The 21,550-nt window shown below is 71.7% G+C and carries 15 protein-coding genes; 7 read left to right on the forward strand and 8 right to left on the reverse strand.

Annotated elements, in window-relative coordinates:
• Nucleotides 1-3: 3 nt before the first annotated feature.
• From narI to F5972_RS27355, 6 genes are all read right to left on the reverse strand, one after another.
• Nucleotides 4-738, reverse strand: coding sequence for a respiratory nitrate reductase subunit gamma (narI, locus tag F5972_RS27330; RefSeq protein ID WP_150937284.1), 735 nt, complete (start codon nucleotides 736-738; stop codon nucleotides 4-6).
• Nucleotides 735-1,364 (reverse strand): nitrate reductase molybdenum cofactor assembly chaperone, encoded by a 630-nt coding sequence (gene narJ / locus F5972_RS27335; protein WP_225311942.1) that lies wholly within the window; start codon nucleotides 1,362-1,364, stop codon nucleotides 735-737. The genes narI and narJ overlap by 4 nt, the downstream gene beginning before the upstream one ends.
• Nucleotides 1,361-3,013, reverse strand: coding sequence for a nitrate reductase subunit beta (gene narH / locus F5972_RS27340; RefSeq protein WP_150937287.1), 1,653 nt, complete (start codon nucleotides 3,011-3,013; stop codon nucleotides 1,361-1,363). Before narH ends, narJ begins: the two co-directional genes overlap by 4 nt.
• 1 nt (nucleotide 3,014) lies before the next feature.
• Nucleotides 3,015-6,659 (reverse strand): nitrate reductase subunit alpha, encoded by a 3,645-nt coding sequence (locus tag F5972_RS27345; RefSeq protein ID WP_150937289.1) that lies wholly within the window; start codon nucleotides 6,657-6,659, stop codon nucleotides 3,015-3,017.
• A 19-nt stretch (nucleotides 6,660-6,678) separates the two neighbouring features.
• Nucleotides 6,679-7,920 carry an MFS transporter gene (locus F5972_RS27350; protein WP_150937291.1) on the reverse strand — a complete coding sequence of 414 codons (1,242 nt, stop codon included), beginning with the start codon at nucleotides 7,918-7,920 and terminating at the stop codon, nucleotides 6,679-6,681.
• 146 nt (nucleotides 7,921-8,066) lie between these two features.
• Nucleotides 8,067-9,083, reverse strand: a complete 1,017-nt coding sequence (locus F5972_RS27355; protein ID WP_225311943.1) for a LacI family DNA-binding transcriptional regulator — start codon at nucleotides 9,081-9,083, stop codon at nucleotides 8,067-8,069.
• A 212-nt stretch (nucleotides 9,084-9,295) separates the two neighbouring features.
• Between F5972_RS27355 and F5972_RS27360 the strand changes: the two genes are divergently transcribed.
• The 4 genes from F5972_RS27360 (at nucleotide 9,296) to F5972_RS27375 (ending at nucleotide 14,499) form a co-directional block, all read left to right on the forward strand.
• Complete coding sequence (locus F5972_RS27360) at nucleotides 9,296-11,266, forward strand: glycoside hydrolase family 127 protein (protein WP_150937295.1); 1,971 nt, start codon at nucleotides 9,296-9,298, stop codon at nucleotides 11,264-11,266.
• Between the two features lie 71 nt (nucleotides 11,267-11,337).
• On the forward strand, nucleotides 11,338-12,627 hold the full coding sequence (locus tag F5972_RS27365) for a sugar ABC transporter substrate-binding protein (protein WP_150937297.1): 1,290 nt from the start codon (nucleotides 11,338-11,340) through the stop codon (nucleotides 12,625-12,627).
• A gap of 67 nt (nucleotides 12,628-12,694) precedes the next feature.
• Nucleotides 12,695-13,681 (forward strand): carbohydrate ABC transporter permease, encoded by a 987-nt coding sequence (locus tag F5972_RS27370; RefSeq protein WP_150937299.1) that lies wholly within the window; start codon nucleotides 12,695-12,697, stop codon nucleotides 13,679-13,681.
• Nucleotides 13,678-14,499 (forward strand): carbohydrate ABC transporter permease, encoded by an 822-nt coding sequence (locus F5972_RS27375; RefSeq protein ID WP_150937301.1) that lies wholly within the window; start codon nucleotides 13,678-13,680, stop codon nucleotides 14,497-14,499. The genes F5972_RS27370 and F5972_RS27375 overlap by 4 nt, the downstream gene beginning before the upstream one ends.
• 94 nt (nucleotides 14,500-14,593) lie before the next feature.
• On the opposite strand, the gene F5972_RS27380 is transcribed toward F5972_RS27375, so the two are convergent.
• Nucleotides 14,594-16,783, reverse strand: coding sequence for a cellulose binding domain-containing protein (locus F5972_RS27380; protein ID WP_225311944.1), 2,190 nt, complete (start codon nucleotides 16,781-16,783; stop codon nucleotides 14,594-14,596).
• 477 nt (nucleotides 16,784-17,260) lie between these two features.
• Here F5972_RS27380 and pflB point away from each other — a divergent pair, with 477 nt between their 5' ends.
• The 3 genes from pflB (at nucleotide 17,261) to F5972_RS27400 (ending at nucleotide 20,844) form a co-directional block, all read left to right on the forward strand.
• Nucleotides 17,261-19,552, forward strand: a complete 2,292-nt coding sequence (gene pflB, locus F5972_RS27390; protein WP_150937303.1) for a formate C-acetyltransferase — start codon at nucleotides 17,261-17,263, stop codon at nucleotides 19,550-19,552.
• On the forward strand, nucleotides 19,552-20,409 hold the full coding sequence (gene pflA, locus F5972_RS27395; protein WP_150937305.1) for a pyruvate formate-lyase-activating protein: 858 nt from the start codon (nucleotides 19,552-19,554) through the stop codon (nucleotides 20,407-20,409). Before pflB ends, pflA begins: the two co-directional genes overlap by 1 nt.
• Nucleotides 20,410-20,526: 117 nt before the next feature.
• Nucleotides 20,527-20,844 carry a hypothetical protein gene (locus tag F5972_RS27400; protein ID WP_150937307.1) on the forward strand — a complete coding sequence of 106 codons (318 nt, stop codon included), beginning with the start codon at nucleotides 20,527-20,529 and terminating at the stop codon, nucleotides 20,842-20,844.
• A gap of 122 nt (nucleotides 20,845-20,966) precedes the next feature.
• Here the strand turns inward: F5972_RS27400 and F5972_RS27405 are convergent, their stop codons facing one another.
• On the reverse strand, nucleotides 20,967-21,473 hold the full coding sequence (locus F5972_RS27405; RefSeq protein WP_150937309.1) for a flavodoxin domain-containing protein: 507 nt from the start codon (nucleotides 21,471-21,473) through the stop codon (nucleotides 20,967-20,969).
• Between the last annotated feature and the right edge of the window lie 77 nt (nucleotides 21,474-21,550).

The following is a 21,550-nucleotide window of genomic DNA, read 5'->3' on the forward strand; positions in this document are numbered from 1 at the left end:
CGGTCAGGGGCGGCCCGCGGGCTCCCAGCCTCGGCGGGGCGGGCGGGAGCCGGCTCGGTCATCCCGGCTGCGGTACACGATGTACGGGCGGGTCAGATATCCGACGGGCGCGGTGAGCATGTGCACCAGCCGGGTGAACGGCCAGACGGCGAACAGGACCATCGCGCCGAGCGCGTGCAGCCTGAACAGGATCGGCGCGGCCGCCATCAGGTCCCCCTGCGGCTGGAGGTAGAAGACCGACCGGAACCAAGGAGAGATGGTGGTGCGGTAGTCGTAACCGCCGCCGACGACGTTGGCGACGACCGTGGCGGCCAGCCCGAGCGCGATCGTCAGGGCGAGCAGGGCGTACATCAGCTTGTCGTTGCGGGTGGTGGCGGTGAAGACCGGGCCGACCGTGCGGCGGCGGTAGATCAGGATGGCCAGGCCCACGACGGTGCAGAGGCCGGCGACCGTGCCGAGCACGACCGCGGCGAGATGGTAGGCGTGCTCACCGACGCCCACGGCCTCGGTCCAGCTCTTGGGGATCACCAGGCCGCCGACGTGGCCGAGGAGCACGACCAGGATGCCGAAGTGGAACAGCGGGCTGCCGATCCGCAGCAACCGGGACTCGTACATCTGGGAGGAGCGCGTCGTCCAGCCGAACTTGTCATAGCGGTAGCGCCACACGTGGCCCAGGACGAAGATCGTCAGCACCACGTAGGGGGCGACCACCCAGAGCGTCACGTCGAGGGCGTTCACCGTCGTCCTCCCAGGGATGGGGCGTTGGGGCCGTAGGGGTCCAGGCCGACCTCCTCGGCCGGCGGGCCCTCCTCGGCCAGCCTCAGCGCGGCCTGGCGCTCCCGCTCGGTGGGCGGGGGCAGCGTCGCCAGCACCGCCGCCACGACCTCGGCGTACGGCGACCCCTCCTCGCGCAGTGCGCGCAGAAGGGTCTCGATGCCCGCGCGATGTTCGCGCAGCAGCCGCACGGCCTGCTCGGTGGCGCCGCGGCCGGACAGCTCGCACACCACGCCCAGGTGGTCGGGCAGCTCTCCGGTGACGTCGAACCCCGCGGCCCGGTACGCCTGCTGGAAGCGCAGCAGGGCCATCCCGCGCCGCCGGGTGTCGCCGTAGGTGTAGTAGGTCAGATAAGGACAGCAGCGGCGCTTGAGATCGAAGGTCGCCACGTAGTGCTCGGCGAGGTCGGCCGGCGGGGTGCTGGCCACGTGGCCGAGGAAGGCGGCCAGCCGCCGGGCCGGCTCGCCCGGCCCCAGCTCGGCCACCACCGCGTTCAGCAGCGGCAACGCCTCGGCGAGCCGCTCGTCGGGATAGGACAGCAGCACCGAGGCCGCCATGTGCACCCTCGCGTGCGCCGTGCGATCGGTCACGACTTGTCCTTCCGCTTGGGGAACAGCCCGTCGGGGGTGCCCTTGCCGTCCCAGTTGAGCAGGTTGACCCGGCCGCGCAGCTCGTCCGCGCGGTCCAGGTCGTCGGCGACCTGCCGTTCCCGCAGGGCGTGGAAGTTCTCCACGGCCACCGGGGCGGGCGGGCCGGACGCCTCGCCGAAGGGGCCGCCCATGCCGGGACCGCCGTCGTAGTCGAGGCTGCAGCCGGTGGCGAGCTCCTCCAGCCGGGCGCCCTCTTCGGCGTGCGCCTTGGGGATGACGTACCGCTCGCCGTAGGGGGCGATGGCCAGCAGGCGGTACATCTCCTCGATCTGGTCGCCCTTGAGCCCCACGGCGGCGGGAATCGACTCGTCGCGTTCCCCGGCGAGGTTGATCCCCCGCATGTACGACCGCATCGCGGCCAGGCGGCGCAGCACCGCGCGTACGGGCTCCGGGTCGCCCGCGGAGAACAACTCGGCCAGGTAGCCGACGGGGATGCGCAGCGCGTCGATGGCGCCGAACAGGTTGCCCGCCCGCTCGCCGTCGTGGCCGGTCTCGCGCAGCACGTCGACCACGGGCGACAGGGGCGGGATGTACCAGACCATCGGCATGGTCCGGTACTCGGGATGAAGCGGCAGCGCCACGCCGTAGTCGAAGATCAGCTTGTGGATCGGGGAGTTCGCGGCCGCCTCCAGCCAGTCCTCGGGGATGCCGGAGGCCCTGGCCGCGGCGATCACCTCGGGGTCGCGGGGATCGAGCATGACGCTCTTCTGCGCCTCGTACAGCGCCTTCTCGTCCGGCGTGGAGGCGGCCTCGGCGACGCGGTCGGCGTCGTAGAGGACGAGCCCGATGTAGCGGAGCCGTCCGACGCAGGTCTCCGAGCAGACCGTGGGGATACCGACCTCGACCCTCGGATAGCAGAACGTGCACTTCTCGGCCTTGCCGGTGCGGTGGTTGAAGTACACCTTCTTGTACGGGCAGCCGGTGACGCACATCCGCCAGCCCCGGCAGCGGTCCTGGTCGACCAGCACGATGCCGTCCTCGGAGCGCTTGTACATGGCGCCGGAGGGGCAGGAGGCCACGCACGACGGGTTGAGGCAGTGCTCGCAGATGCGCGGCAGGTAGAACATGAAGGCCTGCTCGAACTCGAGCTTCACCTGGTCCGACAGCTTGCGCAGCACGGGGTCGGCGGGGGCCAGCTCGGGCGCGCCGGCGAGGTCGTCGTCCCAATTGGCGCTCCACTTGATCTTCGTCGGTTCGCCGGTGATGAGTGAGCGGGGACGGGCGACGGGGGTGTCCTCGGTGACCGGCGCGGAGAACAGCCGGTCGTAGTCGTAGGTCCAGGGTTCGTAGTAGTCGCCGATGGAGGGCATGAGCGGGTTGGCGAAGATGGTCAGCAGCTTCTTGAGCCGTCCGCCGGCCCTGAGCCGGAGCCGCCCGCGCCGGTTGAGCTCCCAGCCGCCCTTCCACTTGTCCTGGTCCTGGTAGGTGCGGGGGTAGCCCTGTCCGGGCCGGGTCTCGACGTTGTTGAACCAGACGTACTCGGTGCCGGCCCGGTTGGTCCACGCCTGTTTGCAGGTGACCGAGCAGGTGTGGCAGCCGATGCACTTGTCGAGGTTCATCACCATCGCGAGCTGGGCCATGACTCTCATGTCAGTAGTCCACCTCCTGGGCGCGGCGGCGGATCACGGTGACCTCGTCGCGCTGGTGGCCCGTCGGCCCGAGATAGTTGAAGGCGAAGCTGAGCTGGGCGTACCCGCCGATCAGGTGGGTGGGTTTGATCAGCAGGCGGGTCAGGCTGTTGTGGATGCCGCCGCGCCTGCCGGAGGCCTCGCTCCTGGGCACGTCCACCACGCGCTCCTGGGCGTGGTACATGTACACGGTCCCGGCGGGCATGCGGTGGGAGACCACGGCCCGCGCGACCACGACGCCGTTGCGGTTGACGGCCTCCACCCAGTCGTTGTCGCGGATGCCGGCCCGCGCCGCGTCGGCCGGGCTCATCCAGATCGTCGGGCCGCCTCGCGACAGCGTCAGCATCAGCAGGTTGTCCTGGTACTCCGAATGGATCGACCACTTGGAGTGCGGGGTGAGGTACCGCACCACGATGCCGTCCTCGCCGCCCGGTCCCGCGGCGAGGGCGGCGGTGTTGAGCGGCGGCCGGTAGACGGGCAGCACCTCGCCGGCCTCCTGCATCCAGTCGTGGTCGAGGTAGAAGTGCTGGCGGCCGGTCAGGGTGTGCCAGGGCTTGCGGTGCTCGACGTTGATCGTGAAGGCGGAGTAGCGCCGCCCTCCGGTCTCGCTGCCCGACCACTCCGGCGAGGTGATCACGGGCACCGGCCGGGCCTGGGTGTCCGCGAAAGTGATCCGGCGGTGCTCGTCGGCCAGCCCGCCGAGGTCGGTGCCGGTGCGGCGGGCCAGGTTCTCGAACCCCTGCGCCGCCAGCCGGCCGTTGGTCGTGCCCGACAGCGCGAGGATCGTCTCGCACATCGCGAGGTCGGTCGCCAGGGACGGCCGCCCGTCGGCCGCTCCCCCGCGCACGGTCCCGATCACCCTGCCCAGCCGTTCGACCTCGGCCGCGACGTCGAAGGTGACGCCCTTGGTCGTGGCGCCCAGGCGCTCGGCCAGCGGGCCGAGCGCGGCCAGCTTCTCGGCGATCGCCCCGTAGTCCCGCTCCACCACCACGATCCTGGGGAACGTGCGGCCCGGCACTGGTGCCTCACCGGTCCGCCGCCAGTCGCGTACCCGTCCGTGCGGGCTGGCCAGCTCGTCCGGCGTGTCGTGCAGCAGCGGCACGGCGACCACGTCCCGGCGTACGCCGAGGTGGTCGCGCGCCAGCGCGCTGAACGCCCGCGCGACGGCGTGGAAGGCGGCGAAGTCGGTACGCGTCTGCCACGGCGGGTCGATCGCCGGGGTGAAGGCGTGCACGAACGGGTGCATGTCGGTGGACGACAGGTCGTGCTTCTCGTACCAGGTGGCCGCCGGGAGCACGATGTCGGAGAACAACGTGGTCGAAGTCATCCGGAAGTCGAGCGACAGCAGCAGGTCGAGCTTGCCCCGGGGGGCCTCGTCCCGCCAGGTCACGTCCGCCGGCCGCCGGTCCGGGGCGTTCTCCTCCGCCCGGACCGCGTCGGAGGCGCCGAGCAGGTGCCGCAGGAAGTACTCGTTGCCCTTGGCCGAGGAGCCGAGCAGGTTGGCCCGCCACACCGTCAGCACCCGCGGCCAGTTCTCCGGCGCGTCGGGGTCCTCGCAGGCGAAGCGCAACCGGCCCGCGCGCACCTCCTCCGCGACGTACGGGCCCGCGTCCCCGCCCGCCCGCTCGGCCTCGTCGGCCAGGTCGAGCGGGTTGCGGGCGAAGGTGGGATAGGACGGCATCCAGCCCAGCCGGGCCGACTGGGCGAGCAGGTCGGCGCCGGTGCGGCCGGCGAACAGGCCGTGGCCGAGCGGGGAGGCGACCGCGTCGGGGGTGTGCTCGTCGTAGCGCCACTGGCCGGTGTTGAGATACCAGTACGCGGTGCCGATCATCTGCCGGGGCGGGCGGACCCAGTCGAGTCCGAAGGCCATCTGGGCCCAGCCGGTGACCGGACGGCACTTCTCCTGCCCGACGTAGTGCGCCCAGCCGCCGCCGTTGACGCCCTGGCAGCCCGTGAGCGTGACCAGCGCGAGAAACGCCCGGTACATCGTGTCGGAGTGGAACCAGTGGTTGGTCCCCGCACCCAGGATGATCATGGATCGGCCGCCGGACTCCTCGGCGTTGCGGGCGAACTCCCGTGCGATCCGCGCGGCCGCCGCCGCGGGCACCGACGTGATCGCCTCCTGCCAGGCGGGCGTGTACGGCTGCTCCGGGTCGTCGTAGCCGGCCGGCCACTCCCCCGGCAGCCCGTCGCGGGCCACGCCGTACTGCGCCAGCATCAGGTCGAAGACCGTCGTGACCAGATGGCCGCCGACGCGGCGGGCGGGCACGCCGCGCCGCATCACCGCCTCGCCGGGATCGTCGAACCGCGGCAGCGTCACCGGCACGGCCTCCCCCTGGCCGAGCAGGGTGAGGGCCGGGTCCACCTCGCCGAGGTCGAGGTTCCAGCGCCCCTCCCCCTCGGCGGAGAACCGGAAGCCGAGCGAGCCGCCCGGCACCACCGGCTCGCCGTCGCGGGAGTCGAGCAGCACGGTCTTGAACGCGGCCTCCTCACCCTGCCCGCCCAGGTCCGCGGAGGTGAGGAACTTGTCCGGCACGTACGCCCCGTCGTGCTCGCGCAGCCGTACGAGGAAGGGCAGGTCGGTGTAGCGCTTGACGTAGTCGACGAAGCGGGGTGTCTCCCGCTCGACGAAGAACTCCCGGAGGATCACCTGGCCCATGGCCATGGCGAGGGCTCCGTCGGTGCCGGGGTGCGGCGACAGCCACTCGTCGGCGAACTTGGCCGCGTCGTTGTAGTCGGGGGCCATGACGACGACCTTCTGCCCCCGGTACCGCGCCTCGGCCATGTAGTGGGCGTCGGGGGTGCGGGTGACCGGCACGTTGGAACCCCACAGCATCAGGTAGGAGGCGTCCCACCAGTCCGCCGACTCCGGCACGTCGGTCTGGTCGCCGAAGACCTGGGGCGAGGCCACCGGCAGGTCGGCGTACCAGTCGTAGAACGACAGCATCGTGCCGCCGAGCAGCGAGACGAACCGCGCGCCGACGGCGTGGGAGACCATCGACATGGCCGGGATCGGCGAGAACCCCGCGATCCGGTCGGGACCGTACGCCTTGATCGTGTGCACGTGCGCGGCGGCGACGATCTCGGTGGCCTCCTCCCAGGAGACGCGGACGAGCCCGCCCCTGCCCCGGACCTCCTGGTAGCGGCGCCGCTTGACCGGGTCGGTCGTGATCTCGGCCCAGGCGGCGACCGGGTCGCCCAGCCTGGCCTTCGCCTCGCGGTACATCTCCACCAGCACGCCCCGGGCGTACGGGTAGCGCACCCGGGTCGGCGAGTAGGTGTACCAGGAGAACGCGGCCCCGCGCGGGCAGCCGCGCGGCTCGTACTCGGGCCGGTCGTCGCCCACACTGGGATAGTCGGTCTGCTGGGCCTCCCAGGTGATGATGCCGTCCTTGACGTACACCTTCCAGGAGCACGACCCTGTGCAGTTCACCCCGTGGGTGGAGCGCACCACCTTGTCGTGGCTCCACCGGTCCCGGTAGAACACATCGCCCTGGCGTCCGCCGATCTGGTGGAGCGTGCGCAGGTCCGCCGACACCTCGCCGCGGCGCAGGTGCCGTCCGAGCCCGATCAGGGCGTCGCCGAGCGGCCCGTCGATCCTCGACATCGAATTCCTCTCCCTCACGTCAGACGAGGTCGTGGGCCGGTCCGGACCACTCCGGGACACCGGGTCCACCGGGTCCGTCCGGTCGCAGTACGAACCAGCAGTACACCAGCGCCGCCGCGGCGACGGCCGCCAGCAGCATGAGCCCGATGGCGTACGAACCGGTGGCCTGGTAGATCAGGCCCATGACGATCGGCGGCAGGAACCCGCCGAGGCCGCCGACCGCGCCGACCACGCCCGTCGCACTGCCGACAGCGGTCGCCGGCACGGCCCGTCCGAGCAGCGCGAACACGGCCCCGTTGCCCAGGCCCAGCGCGGCCGCCATGGCCAGGAAGCCGGCCGTGGCGGGCGGCATCGGCGGGGCGAACGACACGGCGACCGCGCACACCACCGCGACGGCGAGCGCCCCGGAGAGCACGATCCGGCCGCCGAAGCGGTCCGCCAGCCAGCCGCCCACCGGACGGGCGAGCGTGGCCAGTACGACGAACCCGGCCGCCCGCGCCGCCGCGTCGGCGGTGGACAGCCCGTACACCGCCTTCAGATAAAGGGGCAGGTAGGCGCCGAACGCCACGAACCCGCCGAAGGTCAGCGCGTACATCGCGGCCAGTTCCCGGGTGACGCGCAACCTCCCGGCCGCCAGGAACCTCGACAGGAACGGTTCGGTCGCCCGGCGGGTGCCGGGCGCCTCCCGGCCGAACGCCAGGAACGCCAGCCCGACCACCACCAGCGCGACCGCGACCACGAAGAACGGCACCGGCCGGCCGAACCTGTCCGCCAGCCACGGAGTGGCGAAGCCGGAGATCGCCGTGCCGATGTTGCCCATCCCGAAGATCCCCAGAGCCAGCCCGCGGCGCTCCGGCGGGAACCAGGCGTTGACGAACGGCACGCCGATCGCGAAGGTCGCCCCCGTCAGGCCGAGGACGAGCCCTCCTGCCAGCAGCGCCGGATAGCTCCCGGCGAAGGCGAGGAGGACCACCGGAACCACGCCGAGCATGCTCGTCACCGCGAACATCAGCCGCCCGCCGTATCGGTCGGTCAGCGCGCCGAGGACGATCCGGCCGAGCGATCCGACGATGACCGGGACCGCGACCAGCACCGACGCCTCGAACGGCGTCAGGCCGAGCAGTTCCTTGTACGTCGAGCTGAGCGGGCTGAGCAGCGCCCAGGCCCAGAAGTTCACCGCGAACCCCGCCGTCGCCAGCGTCAGCGCGACCGCCCGGCCGCCCTCACGTCGGTGCTGCACGGTTGCCGTGTCGGCTGTCATTTCCGTTCCTCCGGGGGGAGAGGCTGCTTGCGCCTCACCCTTTCCTTTCGGACAGCGGGGATGTCAGGGACCTTGGTCCTCCGACCGTACCCGGAAGACCATCCGTTGTCCCGTCCCGCCGGCCCCACCGCCGGGGCCCGGCACGCTTATGCGAGCGGCACGATGGTCGACTCGCGCACCACGAGCCGGCAGGGGTGCTCGTGCCGGCCCGGAGAGGCGGTGCCGTTGATGGCGGACAGCAGCATCTCGGCCGCCGACCGGCCCAGACCTTCGAGATCCATGTCGACGCTGGTCAGCGGTGGCTGGGCGCCCTCGGTCATCACGTCCCAGTTGTCGAAACCGACGAGGGCGACGTCCTGCGGGACCCGCCGCCCGGCGGCGCGCAGCGCGTCGCTCACCCCGCGGGCGATCTGGTCGCTGCCGCAGAAGACGGCGTCGAACTCCGCCCGGCCCGCCAGCAGGATTCCGACGGCCTGCCGGCCCCACGCCTCGCTCCAGCCGCCGAACAGCGGCGGCGCGACCGGTTCGAGCCCCGCCTCGGCCAGCCGTTCCAGCGCCGCCGCCGCGCGCACCCGCGCGGAGTTGTGATGCTCCGGCCCGGTGACGTGGGCGATCCGGGTGCGCCCGACCGCCAGCAGGTGCTCGACCGCCTTCCGCGCTCCGCCCGCCTCGTCGGGAACCACCGAGCAGTCCCCCGGGTCGGCGGAACTGATGAAGGCGTACACCACGGGAACGGGCAGGTCCGGGCCGATGGACATGCGCGCCTCGGTGCGCCGGCCGGTCACGATGATCCCGTCGACCCGGCGGCTGAGCAGGGTTTTGACGTAGTACTGCTCACGGATGGGGTCGTCGCGGCCGTCGCAGAGGAAGACCGACATCTCCCCGGCGCCGAGCGCGTCCTCGGCGCCCATGAGGACCGGGATGCTGAACCGGCCGATGGTGTCCGTGGTGATCATCCCGACGGTGTAGGTGCGCCCCGAGTGCAGGCTCCGCGCGCCGGCGTTGGCCTGGAAGCTGAGCTGCCGGGCGGCCTCGCGAACCCGCGTCCGGGTCTCCTCGCGCAGCGACCCGCGCCCGTTGAGCGCTTTGGAGGCCGTGCCCACCGACACCCCGGCCAGTGCCGCGACGTCGGCGATAGTGGCGTGACGCTCCGGTCTCCCCACGTTTCCTCCAGTTTCCGGGGACGTTGCCGCCATTCACTGTATAGCGCGATGGAGCACGGGTAACGCGCCGGAAACGCGGTGTTGACGCCCCAACTTCACATTGGTAGCTTGTCGGCAATCGTTTTCCTTTGTTTCCAGCTGCCCCGGATTTCCCCCCTTCCTCGTTTCCCTGGCCCGCCGTCCCCGCGAGCCTCCCCCCACGAGAGATCAGGATGACCGAGCAGAAGCTGTCAGAGCCCCCACCCGCCGGCCTCGGCCCTCGGGAGCCCACCGCACCGGTCGCACCTGTCGCCCCCCGGCCCGGCGCCGTCGTCACGCTGCGGCCGCTCGGCGTGCACGAGGCCCGGCTGGACCCCGGCGGCCTGCTGGGGCGGTGGCAGCGGCGCAACGCCGAGGACACGATCCCGCACTGCGTGGACAACCTGCACGCCCACGGCAACATCGCCAACCTCCGCGCGGCGGCGGGCGAGTCCGGCGACGCCTTCACTGGTATGTGGTTCGCCGACTCCGACGTCCACAAGACGCTGGAGGGCGCGGCCTGGGAGCTCGCCTCCTCGCCCGGTGACGCCTCGCTGCGGTCGTTCGTCGACGACACGACCGCGCTGCTCGCCCGCGCCCAGGGACCGGACGGCTACCTCAACTCCTACTTCACCGTCGCCGCGCCGGACGAACGCTGGCGCAGGCCGGAGTGGAGCCACGAGCTGTACTGCGCAGGTCACCTCGTCCAGGCCGCCGTCGCCGCCGCGAGGACCGGCGTGCGCCCGGACCTGGCGGCCGTCGCCCGCCGTTTCGCCGACCTGCTGGTGGAGCGTTTCGGGCCGGGCGGCGCCGAGGAGGTCTGCGGGCACCCGGAGATCGAGACCGCGCTCGCCGAGCTGTACCGGCTGACCGGGCACCGGCCCTACCTGGACCTGGCCCGCCGGTTCCTCGACCTGCGCGGACGGGGGCTGCTCGGGCCCGGCCGGTTCGGCCCCGCGTACTACCAGGACCACGTGCCCGTACGCGAGGCGGCGGAGGTCACCGGGCACGCCGTACGACAGCTCTATCTCCTCGCCGGGATGGTCGACGTCGGCGTGGAGACCGGCGACCACACGCTGCTGGACGCGGCGGAGCGGCTGTGGGAGGACGCCGTGCACCGGCGCACCTACGTGACCGGGGCGCACGGGTCGCGCCACCGCGACGAGGCGTACGGCGATCCGTACGAACTGCCGCCGGACCGGGCGTACGCCGAGACCTGCGCGGCGATCGCGAGCTTCCAGTGGAACTGGCGGCTGCTGCTGGCGACCGGCCGCGCCCGGTACGCCGACGAGATGGAGCGGGCGCTGTACAACGCGGTCGCCGTCGCCGTGTCCCTCGACGGAAGGCGTTTCTTCTACTCCAACCCCCTGCAGTCGCGCACGGGCCACACCGGCTCCGGGGAGGAGGCGCAGGCGCGGCGGCTGCCGTGGTACTCCTGCGCCTGCTGCCCGCCCAACATCGCCCGGCTGATGGCCTCGCTGCACGGCTACCTGGCCACGGCCGCGGGCGACGGCCTGCAGATCCACCTGTACGCCGCGGGCAGCGTGACCGCCGAGGTCGCGGGCTCCGCCGTGCGGGTGGACGTGCGCACCGAATACCCCTGGCAGGGCCGGATCGAGCTCACCGTGACGTCCGAGGCCGACACCCCCTGGACGCTCGCGCTGCGCGTGCCGGACTGGTGCGACGCGTACGCGGTCCGGATCGGCGGCGGCCCGGTGACCGCCCCTGCCCGGGACGGCTACGTACGGCTCACCCGGGTCTGGGCGCCGGGCACGACGGTCGTCCTCGACCTGGAGATGCCGGTCCGGCGGGTGACCGCGCATCCCCGGGTGGACGCGGTGCGCGGCTGCGTCGCCCTGGCCCGGGGCCCGCTCGTCTACTGCCTGGAGCAGGCCGACCTGCCACCCGGCACGGTGCTGGAGGACGTGCGGCTCGACCCCGCCGTCGCCGTCGAGGCGGGACGCCGGGAGGACCTGCCGGACTTCCCGGTCGTCCTCACCGCCGGCGGCAGGCTCGCCGAGCCCGGCGCCTCCCTGTACGCCGCCGCGCCCGCGAGGGAGCGTCACGGCGCCCCGCTCACCCTCACGGCGGTGCCGTACTTCCTGTGGGGCAACCGGAGCGAGGGCCCGATGCGGGTCTGGATCCCGGTCGCCGCCACCGGATGACCGCGCGGCCGCGCCGCATCGGAGAACGCGATGACCTCGGCCGGACGCCGGCCGTCGAAAGGGAGATCGACATGGAAAGCCTTGACAGGAGACGGCGCGTCGCCGGCCTGGGCCTGGTGGTCCTCACCATCGCGGGCGGCCTGACCGCGTGCTCCGGATCCTCCGGCGGCGACGCTCCGGCGGGTGACGCTCCGGCGGGCGGCGCGAGCCAGGCGGCCGGGGGCGGGACGTACACGATCTGGGATCCGTACCCGCAGTTCGACGACTCCTCCGACTGGGTGAAGCTGCTCGGCCAGTGCGGGACGCAGGCCGGGGTGACCGTCAAGCGGACCGGCTACGACACCACCGACCTGACCAACAAGGCGCTGCTCGCGGCGCAGCAGGGCAACTCGCCGGACGTGCTCATCGTGGACAACCCGGTCGTCTCGACCCTGGCCGAGGCGGGGGTGCTGACCTCGACGGACGAGACGAAGATCGACACCTCGGCCGCCTCCCCGAACCTGCTCGCGGCGGGCCAGATCGGCGGCAAGACGTACGGCATCCCGATCGGGGCCAACACGCTCGCGCTGTACTACAACAAGGACGTGCTGAAGAAGGCCGGCGTGGACGTCGCGTCGGTCAAGGACTGGACGTCGCTGACCGCGGCCCTGGAGAAGGTCAAGGCCGCGGGCAAGAAGGGCATCACGTTCTCCGCGATCGGCACCGAGGAGGGCAGCTTCCAGTTCCTGCCGTGGTTCTGGGGCTCCGGCGCGAACCTGACCAAGCTGGACTCGCCGGAGGGCGTCGCGGCGCTGTCGCTGTGGACCGACTGGGTGAAGAAGGGGTACGCCCCCAACTCGGTGATCAACAACACCCAGACGACCAGCTGGCAGGAGTTCGCGACCGGCGACTTCGCCTTCGCCGAGAACGGCACCTGGCAGCTCGCCAACGCGAAGAAGGCCGGGTTCCCGTACGGCATCATCCCGATCCCCGCCAAGGACGGCGGCACCGCTCCCGCCCCCACCGGCGGCGAGTTCGTGAGCATCCCCGTGCAGCAGGACACCGCCCGCTACGCGACGACGCAGAAACTCGTGACCTGCCTGGCCAGCACCGACAACTCGCTGGCCACCGACACCACGTTGTCGTACATCGCCCCGACCGAGGAGGTGCAGGCGAAGCAGGTGGAGCAGAACCCGGACCTGAAGGTGTGGGTGGAGGCGGTCAAGGCGGCCAAGGGCCGCACCAGCGACAATCTCGGCACGAAGTACCCCAAGATCTCCGAGCCCCTGTGGAAGGCGACGCAGGCCGCGCTGAGCGGATCGCAGCCCCCGCAGGAGGCGATGGCCGAGGCCCAGACCGCGGCGGCGAGCGCCACCCAGTAGGAGCCGTGGGCCCGGGGCGCCCGCCCCGGGCATCTCCCCGGCCGACGGACGTCAGACGAGGCAGAGCATGGAACATGCCACACAGACGCCGGTTCCCCCACCGGCGGGCGACCGGCGGGAGCGGGCCCCGGCGCGCGGGCAGGGCGGCGTCCGCCGGGCGCTCACGCGCCGGAACCGGCCGGGCCAGTGGGCGGCCTGGGCGTTTCTCACGCCTCTGGTGGTCTACCTGCTCGCGTTCTACGCCTATCCCCTCTACCGCAACGTCGAGCTGAGCCTGCGCGACTACACCGTGCGGTCGTTCGTACGGGGCGACGCGCCGTTCACCGGACTCGCCAACTATCTGAAGGTGATCCGCGACGCGACGTTCGGGCCCGCGCTGTGGCACACGGTGGTGTTCACCGTGGTGTCGCTGGTCTTCCAGTTCACCATCGGGCTCGCCCTCGCGGTGTTCTTCACCCGGCGCTTCCGGTTGTCGGCGACACTGAGGGCGCTGTTCCTGGTGCCGTGGCTGCTGCCGCTGATCGTGTCGTCCTCCACCTGGTCGTGGATGCTCAACAGCGACTCGGGCGTCGTCAACGCCGTCCTCGGCGCGGTCGGCCTGGTTCCGGTCCACTGGCTGACCTCGCCGGACTGGGCGCTGTGGTCGGTCACCATCGCCAACATCTGGATCGGCATCCCGTTCAACCTGGTCGTGCTCCACAGCGGCCTGCAGGCGATCCCGGCGCAGGTCCACGAGGCGGCCGAGATCGACGGGGCGACGGGCTGGACGCGGTTCCGGCGGGTGACGTTCCCCCTGTTGCGGCCGGTCTCGGCGATCACGCTGCTGCTCGGGCTCGTCTACACGCTCAAGGTGTTCGACATCATCTGGATCATGACGAAGGGCGGGCCCAGCGGAGCCTCCACGACGCTGGCCACCTGGTCGTACCGGCTGGGGTTCGGCAACCTGCTCCCGGCGTTCGGGCCCGGCGCCGCGGTCGGCAACCTGCTGATCGTCATCGCGCTGGTCTTCGGGCTCGTCTACATCCGCGTGCAGCGAAGGCAGGGAACGACATGAGGGCGCGCGGACGCGGCTGGTGGCACACCGGCCTGGGTGTGGTGTTCACGGCGCTGATGCTGTTCCCGGTCTACTGGATGATCAATGTGTCGTTCACGCGGGACCAGGACATGCGCAGGTCGCCGCCGAACTGGTTCCCCGTGAACGGGACGCTGGAGGGCTACCGCGAGGTGCTCGGCCGGCAGCTGCCGTACCTCGCGACCAGCATGGTGGTGGGACTGGGCACGGTCGCGCTGACCCTGGTCGTCTCCGCGCCGGCCGCCTACTCCCTGGCCAGGCTGCGGCCCCGGGGCGGCGGCGTGCTGAGCTTCCTGCTGCTGGTCGCGCAGATGATCCCCGGCGTGATCATGGCCATGGGCTTCTACGCGATCTACCTCAGCACGGGCGTGCTGAACACCGTGCCGGGGCTGATCCTGGCCGACTCCACGCTGGCGGTACCGTTCGCGGTGCTGATCTTCACGACGTTCATGTCCGGCATCCCACAGGAGCTCACGCAGGCCGCCCGGGTCGACGGCGCGGGGGCGCTGCGCACCTTCTGGTCGGTCGTGCTGCCGGTCAGCCGCAACGCCGTCATCACGGTGTCGCTGTTCGCCTTCCTGTGGGCCTGGTCGGACTTCGTCTTCGCGAGCACCCTCGACCAGGGCGGCGACCACCAGCCCATCACCCTCGGCATCTACCACTACATCGGCAACAACAACCAGCAGTGGAACGCCATCATGGCCACCGCCGTGATCGCCTCGATCCCCGCCACCGTGCTCCTCGTCCTCGCGCAGCGCTACGTCGCCGCCGGAGTGACCGCGGGAGCCGTCAAGGACTGACCCGCCTGATGACGGCGACCTGATGACGGCGACCTGATGACGGCGACCGCCCGCGCCGGCGTGCTGCCGGCGCGGGCGGGTCCGGCGGCGTGGCTCAGCTGAGCTGGATGTAGTCCAGTTCGGCGTTGCCGGTCGCACCGGAGAATCCGGGAGAACCCTTGGCCAGGCGGATCACGTTGTATCCGGCCTTGAGGCTGACGGTGGTGTCGGTGGTCGCGCCGAACTGGCCCCAGCCGGAGGTGGCCGGGTAGCTGACGGTGCCCCACGATCCGCCGTTCACGGCCAGGCCCTGGGTCGCGGCGGCGCCGCCGCCGTTGGCGTAGCCGATGGTCATCGTGTACGTCCTCGCGGTCGGCACGTTCACCACGAAGTCGACGTAGCTGTCGGTGGAGTGTGTGCTCGTGGCGTTGTCGATGCGGCCCACGTAGCCGCCCTCGGACGCGCTCGAGGCCGTCAGCCGCTGCGCGCGGAAGACCGACCCGTCCTCCGCCTCGTACCGCTGCTGGTACGACGGCACCCCGCCGGCCGGCTGGACGACCACGTGATATCCGTCGGAGGCGGCCATGTTCGGCACGATCACCAGCAGCTGGTCACCGGTCACGCGATAGACGGTGCTGGAGATGGGGGTGGCCGCCGGGGCCGAGGTGAAGCGGCTCTGCGTGTGCGTCGACTCCACGGTCACCTGGACAGAGGGGCCGAGCGCGCCGATCCCGGTCAAACGGACCGTGTTGGTGCCGGCCTCGTTGCCCAGGACCACGTTCACGATCTTGCGGGTGCTGTCGTAGGAGGCGAAGCCGTCCAGGCCTGTCTGGTTCGGCGGGGTGGTGGTGACCATCCGGCCGGCCATGTCGCCGTACCACTTGTAGAGCCACCAGGTCCCGGTGGGCTGGGTGTTGTTGGTCACCAGGCCGTTCATGGTGCCGTACTCGTACCAGAACGCCCGGTGCGCCGACTCCACCCCGGCCCGCTCGAACTTGGCCACGTAGCTGGCGATCCGGCCGGGGACGTCCACCTCGCTCGTCGCGGCGTACTCGTTGATCGAGATCCGCCGGGGGCTGATGCCCAGCGACGACTCCAGCGCGCGGTAGTCGGCGATGTTGGCGGCGATGTTGTTGGGGCTGCCCAGCTCATGCCAGCAGATGATGTCCGGCAGCGTGCCGGCCGCCTTGGCGCTGCTGAGGAACGACGACAGCCACGAGCGGTTGTAGTAGGAGATGCTCGGCCCCACGATCGGCGTCGTGGTGTCCAGCGCCCGCACCGCCCGGAAGGTGCGCGTCCAGCCGTCGTTGAAGGCCCCGGCGTTGGCGGTCTTCCACGTCCAGTCCGGCTCGTTCCACAGCTCCCAGCCGAGGATGTTGCTCACCGAGGTGGCGTTCAGCCGGGCGCGGACCATCGTGTCCACCTTGGCGAGCCAGTCGTTCCAGCTCACCCACTGGTAGGGGAAGTTGGAGTAGATGTCCGGCATCCGGATGTACTCCCCCGCGCCGACCCGGGTGGCCTGCGGCGCCACCAGCAGTGAGTCTCCGCCGGGCGGCTGGCCGTTGGGCCGCTGTCCCACCCCGGGGGCCGGTTGCGTCAGCGAGTTGACCTTCAGCGGCAGCAGGGTCGAGTCCGCCGGTCTGCCGTTCTCCGCCAGGCCGTACAGACCGCCGGTCGCGACGTGGGTGACCGGCCGGAACGGGGAGCCGGCGGCCACGGTGAGCACCTTGCCCACGGGGTTCGTGGGAGGCGGGTTGCCCGAGGGGCTGACCGAAGGGCTCGCCGAGGGGCTGGGCGAGGCGCTCGGTGAGGGGCTGGGCGACGGGCTCTGCGAGGGGGACGCGCTCGGGCTCGCGCTGGGCGACCGGGTGGGGCTCGCCGACGGGCTGCTGACGGCGCCGGTGCAGGGGGTGCCGTTGAGGGCGAAGTTCGTGGGGACGGGGTTGGAACCGGTCGACGAGCCGTTGAAGCCGAAGCCGGCCGAGCCGCCGGTGGGGATGGAGGCGTTGTAGCCGGCGTCGGTGACGGTGACCTGCGCGCCCGACTGGGTGTAGCTGCCGTTCCAGAGCTGGGTGACGGTCTGGCCCGCGCCGAACGACCAGGTCAGCTTCCAGCCGCTGATCGGGTCACCGAGGTTGTCGACGCTGACGTTCGCGCCGAAACCCCCCGGCCACTCGCTGCTGATCGTGTAGGTGACCTGGCAGCCGGCCGCCGCCTGGGCGGCCGGCGTGAGAGTGAGGGCCGTGGCCCCGGCACAGAGGACGGCGGCCAGCGCCGTCCCCGATCGATGGGAGAAGAGTCGCATGTGTGTCCTCGAAGGCGGTGGTGGGTTGGAGAGGAGAGCCTGAGCGGGAGCCGCCGAGGCGGGGCGCGAAGTTGCCGAGATACCGGTTTCCGACTGGTTGCCGATGGCGGGGCGACTGGCCGGGTGACGAAAACCTTCACGCACTCCACATGCCACATTCGCCGAATCGCCGCTCGTGGTGAGCCCGACAAACGATTTCCTTCGTAGTGACTTCGGGTTCGCAGGCGGACCGTACGCACGTCGTGGTTCGGGCGTCAACGGACGATCGGCGGAGCGTGACCGGGTCGCTCGGCACGGCGGGTCCCGGTGCCGCCCACGGGGTGTGTCGCGCCTCCGCGCGATCAAGCCGCGGCTGAAAGTTACACGGACCGGCGACGGCCGGATGACTTTGGTCCTCGTGATCGGTGACCTCTGCTCGGCGAGACGGACGACCGCAGGAACGACAGTGAAAGCGGACACCGACGAGAGGGGCCGACGATGACGGTCACACAGCCCGGCGAGCATGGGGTCAGGGAGCACGGGGCCAGGGAGCAGGCGGCCGCGCACGGCGCGTGGCGCGGCTTCCGCGGCACGGCCTGGCGTGAGCGGGTCGATGTGCGCGACTTCATCCAGGCCAACTACACGCCGTACGAAGGCGACGAGTCGTTCCTGGAGGGCCCCACCGAGCGGACCCGCGCGGTGTGGGCGGAGGTGTCGGCCCTGTTCCCCGAGGAGCGGCGGCGCGGGGTGTACGACGTGGACACCGCCACGCCCTCCTCCATCACCTCGCACCGGCCCGGCTACATCGACTGCGGCCGCGAGCTGATCGTCGGCCTGCAGACCGACGCCCCGCTGAAGCGGGCGATCATGCCCGCGGGCGGGCTGCGGATGGTGGAGAACGGCCTCGCCGCGTACGGGTACGCGCTCGCCCCCCAGGTGAAGGAGATCTTCACCAGGTATCGTAAGACGCACAACGACGGCGTCTTCGACGCCTACACCCCCGAGATCCGGGCGGCCCGCCGCGCCGGGGTCATCACCGGCCTGCCCGACGCGTACGGCCGCGGGCGCATCATCGGCGACTACCGGCGCGTCGCCCTCTACGGCGTGGACCGGCTGGTCGAGGCCAAACGGGCCGAACTGCGCTCGCTCGACGGGGAGTTCTCCACCGACGCGGTCATCCGCGACCGGGAGGAGCTGGCCGAGCAGATCCGCGCGCTGGGCGAGCTGAAGACCATGGCCGCCTCCTACGGCCACGACATCTCCCACCCCGCCGCGACGGCCCACGAGGCGATCCAGTGGCTGTACTTCGCCTACCTCGCCGCCGTCAAGGAGCAGAACGGCGCGGCGATGTCCCTCGGCCGCACCTCCACCTTCGTGGACGTCTACCTGGAGCGGGACCTCGCCGAGGGCTGGCTCACCGAGCAGGAGGCCCAGGAGCTCGTCGACGACTTCGTGGTCAAGCTGCGCATCGTCCGCTTCCTGCGCACTCCCGAGTACGACCAGCTCTTCTCCGGCGACCCGACCTGGGTGACGGAGTCGATCGGCGGCATCGGCGCCGACGGCAGACCGCTGGTCACCCGCACCAGCTACCGCTACCTGCAGACGCTGCGCAACCTCGGCCCGGCGCCGGAGCCGAACCTGACCGTCTTCTGGTCGCCGCGGCTGCCCGAGCCGTTCAAGCGGTTCTGCGCCCGCCTGTCCATCGAGACCAGCTCGATCCAGTACGAGAGCGACGAGCTGATGCGGCCGGCGTACGGCGACGACACCGCCATCGCCTGCTGCGTCTCGGCCGCCCCCGTCGGCAGGCAGATGCAGTTCTTCGGCGCCCGGGTCAACCTCGCCAAGACCCTGCTGTACGCGATCAACGGCGGGCGCGACGAGATGACCGGCGAGCAGATCGGCCCGGCCTACCCCGCGCTGACCGGTGACGTGCTCGACTACGAGGAGGTCGCGGCGGCGTTCGACCGGATGATGGACTGGCTGGCGAAGACGTACGTGAACGCGCTGAACGTCATCCACTACATGCACGACAAGTACGCCTACGAGCGCATCGAGATGGCGCTGCACGACTATCCCGTCAAGCGCACGCTCGCCTGCGGCATCGCGGGCCTGTCGGTGGCCGCCGACAGCCTCTCGGCCATCAGGCACGCGACCGTGCGGGTGATCCGCGACGAGACCGGGCTCGCCGTGGACTACGCGGTGGAGGGCGACTACCCGGCGTACGGCAACAACGACGACCGCGCCGACGCCATCGCGGTGAACCTGGTGCGGGCGTTCATGGACAAGATCCGCCGCCACCCGGCCTACCGGGACGCCGAGCACACCCAGTCGGTGCTCACCATCACCTCCAACGTGGTCTACGGCAAGCACACCGGCAACACCCCCGACGGGCGCAGGGCCGGCACGCCGTTCGCGCCCGGCGCCAACCCGATGAACGGCCGCGACCGGCACGGGCTGGTCGCGTCGGCGCTGTCGGTGTCCAAGCTCCCCTACGACCAGGCGCAGGACGGCATCTCGCTGACCAGCACCGTCACCCCCGAAGGGCTGGGCCGTACGGTGGAGGACCGGGTCGCCGACCTGGTGGGCGTGCTCGACGGCTACTTCGACGCGGGCGGCTTCCACATGAACGTCAACGTGCTCGACCGGGCCACGCTGGTCGACGCGATGGACCACCCCGAGAAGTATCCCCAGCTCACGATCCGGGTCTCCGGCTACGCCGTGAACTTCGTCCGGCTCACCCGCGAGCAGCAGCAGGACGTGATCGACCGCACGTTCCACGGACGGCTGTGATGCGCGACAGCCAGCTGAACGAGCCGATCGCCCGGCTCCGCCAGGACTCCATTGCCCGGCTCCGCCACGAGTCCACTGCCCGGCTCCGCCGGGACGCAGCCGCCGAGCTCTGCCAGGCGGAGCCGGCGGCGGGCTCCGGCGTCATCGAGTCGTGGGACCTGTCGGTCGGGGTGGACGGTCCCGGCACCCGCTTCGTGGTGTTCACCTGCGGCTGCCCGCTGCGCTGCCTCTACTGCCACAACCCCGAGACCTGGCGGATGCGCGACGGCCGCCGGGTCACGGTGGACGAGGTCATGACCGAGGTGGACGGCTACCGCCGGTTCATCTCCGTCGCGGGCGGCGGGGTGACGGTCAGCGGCGGCGAACCGCTGCTGCAGCCCCGCTTCACCGGCGAACTGCTGCGCCGCTGCCATGAGAGCGGCCTGCACACCGCGCTGGACACCTCGGGCTTCCTCGGCGACCGCGCGAGCGACGCGCTGCTCGCCGACACCGACCTCGTGCTGCTCGACATCAAGTCGTACGACCCGAAGGGCTACCGGCGGCTGACCGGGGCGAGCCTGGAGCCGACCCTGCGCTTCGCCCGCCGGCTGGCCGATCTGGGCCGTCCGGTCTGGGTGCGGTTCGTCCTGGTTCCCGGCCTCACCGACGAAGTGGAGAACGTTGACGGCCTGGCCCGGTTCGTCGCGACGCTCGGCAACGTCGAACGGGTCGACGTGCTGCCCTTCCACCGCATGGCCGCCGGCAAGTACGCCCGGCTCGGGCTCACGTTCCCCCTAGCCGACGTCAGGCCGCCGGACCGCGCCCTGCTCGATCGCGTACACGCCCAGTTCGCCGCCCACGGCGTCACCAGTGTCTGACCGGCCGGGCACTCGACGCGTGAGCCGATCGCGGCCGGGACCGGCAGCGACGTTCAGCGCGGGGCCCGGGGACCTTCGGCCCTCCCCGCACCGGACGTCCGGCGGCAGGGTCGAGTCATGACGATCCTGAACACCGGCCCCCGCCGGCTCCCCCGCCTGCAGGACGACGACGAGAACCGAGAAGAGGCCACCGGCCCACTCGTACGGCGAGCCGTGCGGGAGGCCCTGCGGGAAGAGTTCACCGGAGCGGTGGACGACGTGCGCCTCGCGGACATCGACGGCATGGTGCACATCTACGTGTGCATCCGCCCCACCGCGTCCGCCCATCCGGAACTCATCCGCGCCACCGCCCGCGAGGCGTACCGCCGCGCCGTTCACGGCGGGCCGGTTGTGGCGCATGTCGCGGCACCCGGCGCCGGCCAGGGACGCCGATGACCGTCCGCGCCCCCGTGCCCGACCGCCGTGCCCGGACGGCGTGAGCGCCGCCGCCCGAGCACCCCGGCGGCCCGGAGGAGCAAGTGGCCACCACGTGATCTGGTGGTGGTGCGAGGAGCAGGTCAGACCTCCGTCCCCCGCGTGGCCGCCACCTGCTCGGCGACCTGTCGCGCCCAGGCGCACACCCCATCCGGGTCGCGGTAGTCGCCTCCGGTCCTTTCGGCGATCCTCGATGCGAGGAAGCCCTCGGCGTCGCGGGCGAGCCGCCCGCCGAACGTCCGGTGCTCACGTGCGCCGAGAGCAGCCGACGCCCGGGCCGCCTGGGGAACCGGCGGGATCTCCGCCTCGTCCGCGGACCGGTCGAGCGGCCCGCTGCTGAACAGCCAGACCGGCCGTCCCGACAGCGCCGCGGCGTGCCGGCGGGCGAAGCGACGGGCGTCCTTGTGCCAGCGTCCCGCGTACAGCGCGCCGCCCAGCACCACCGCGTCGTACGGCGTCACATCGCGGACCGCCCCGGCGTCCGCCACCTCGGCCTCAAGCCCCTGATCGCGCAGGGTGTCGCCGATCCAGCCCGCGATCTCCGCGGTCGAGCCTCGCCTGGACCCGTAAGCGACCAGCACCCGTGTCATGACCGGGCCTCCTTTCTCGGGGGACTGTCGATCGCAGGTTCCCGCCGGGAGGGCCGGGCGGGTAGAGACCCAGGACC

It is taken from the genome of Microbispora cellulosiformans (assembly GCF_008728085.1).
Classification (GTDB): Bacteria; Actinomycetota; Actinomycetes; order Streptosporangiales; family Streptosporangiaceae; genus Microbispora; species Microbispora amethystogenes.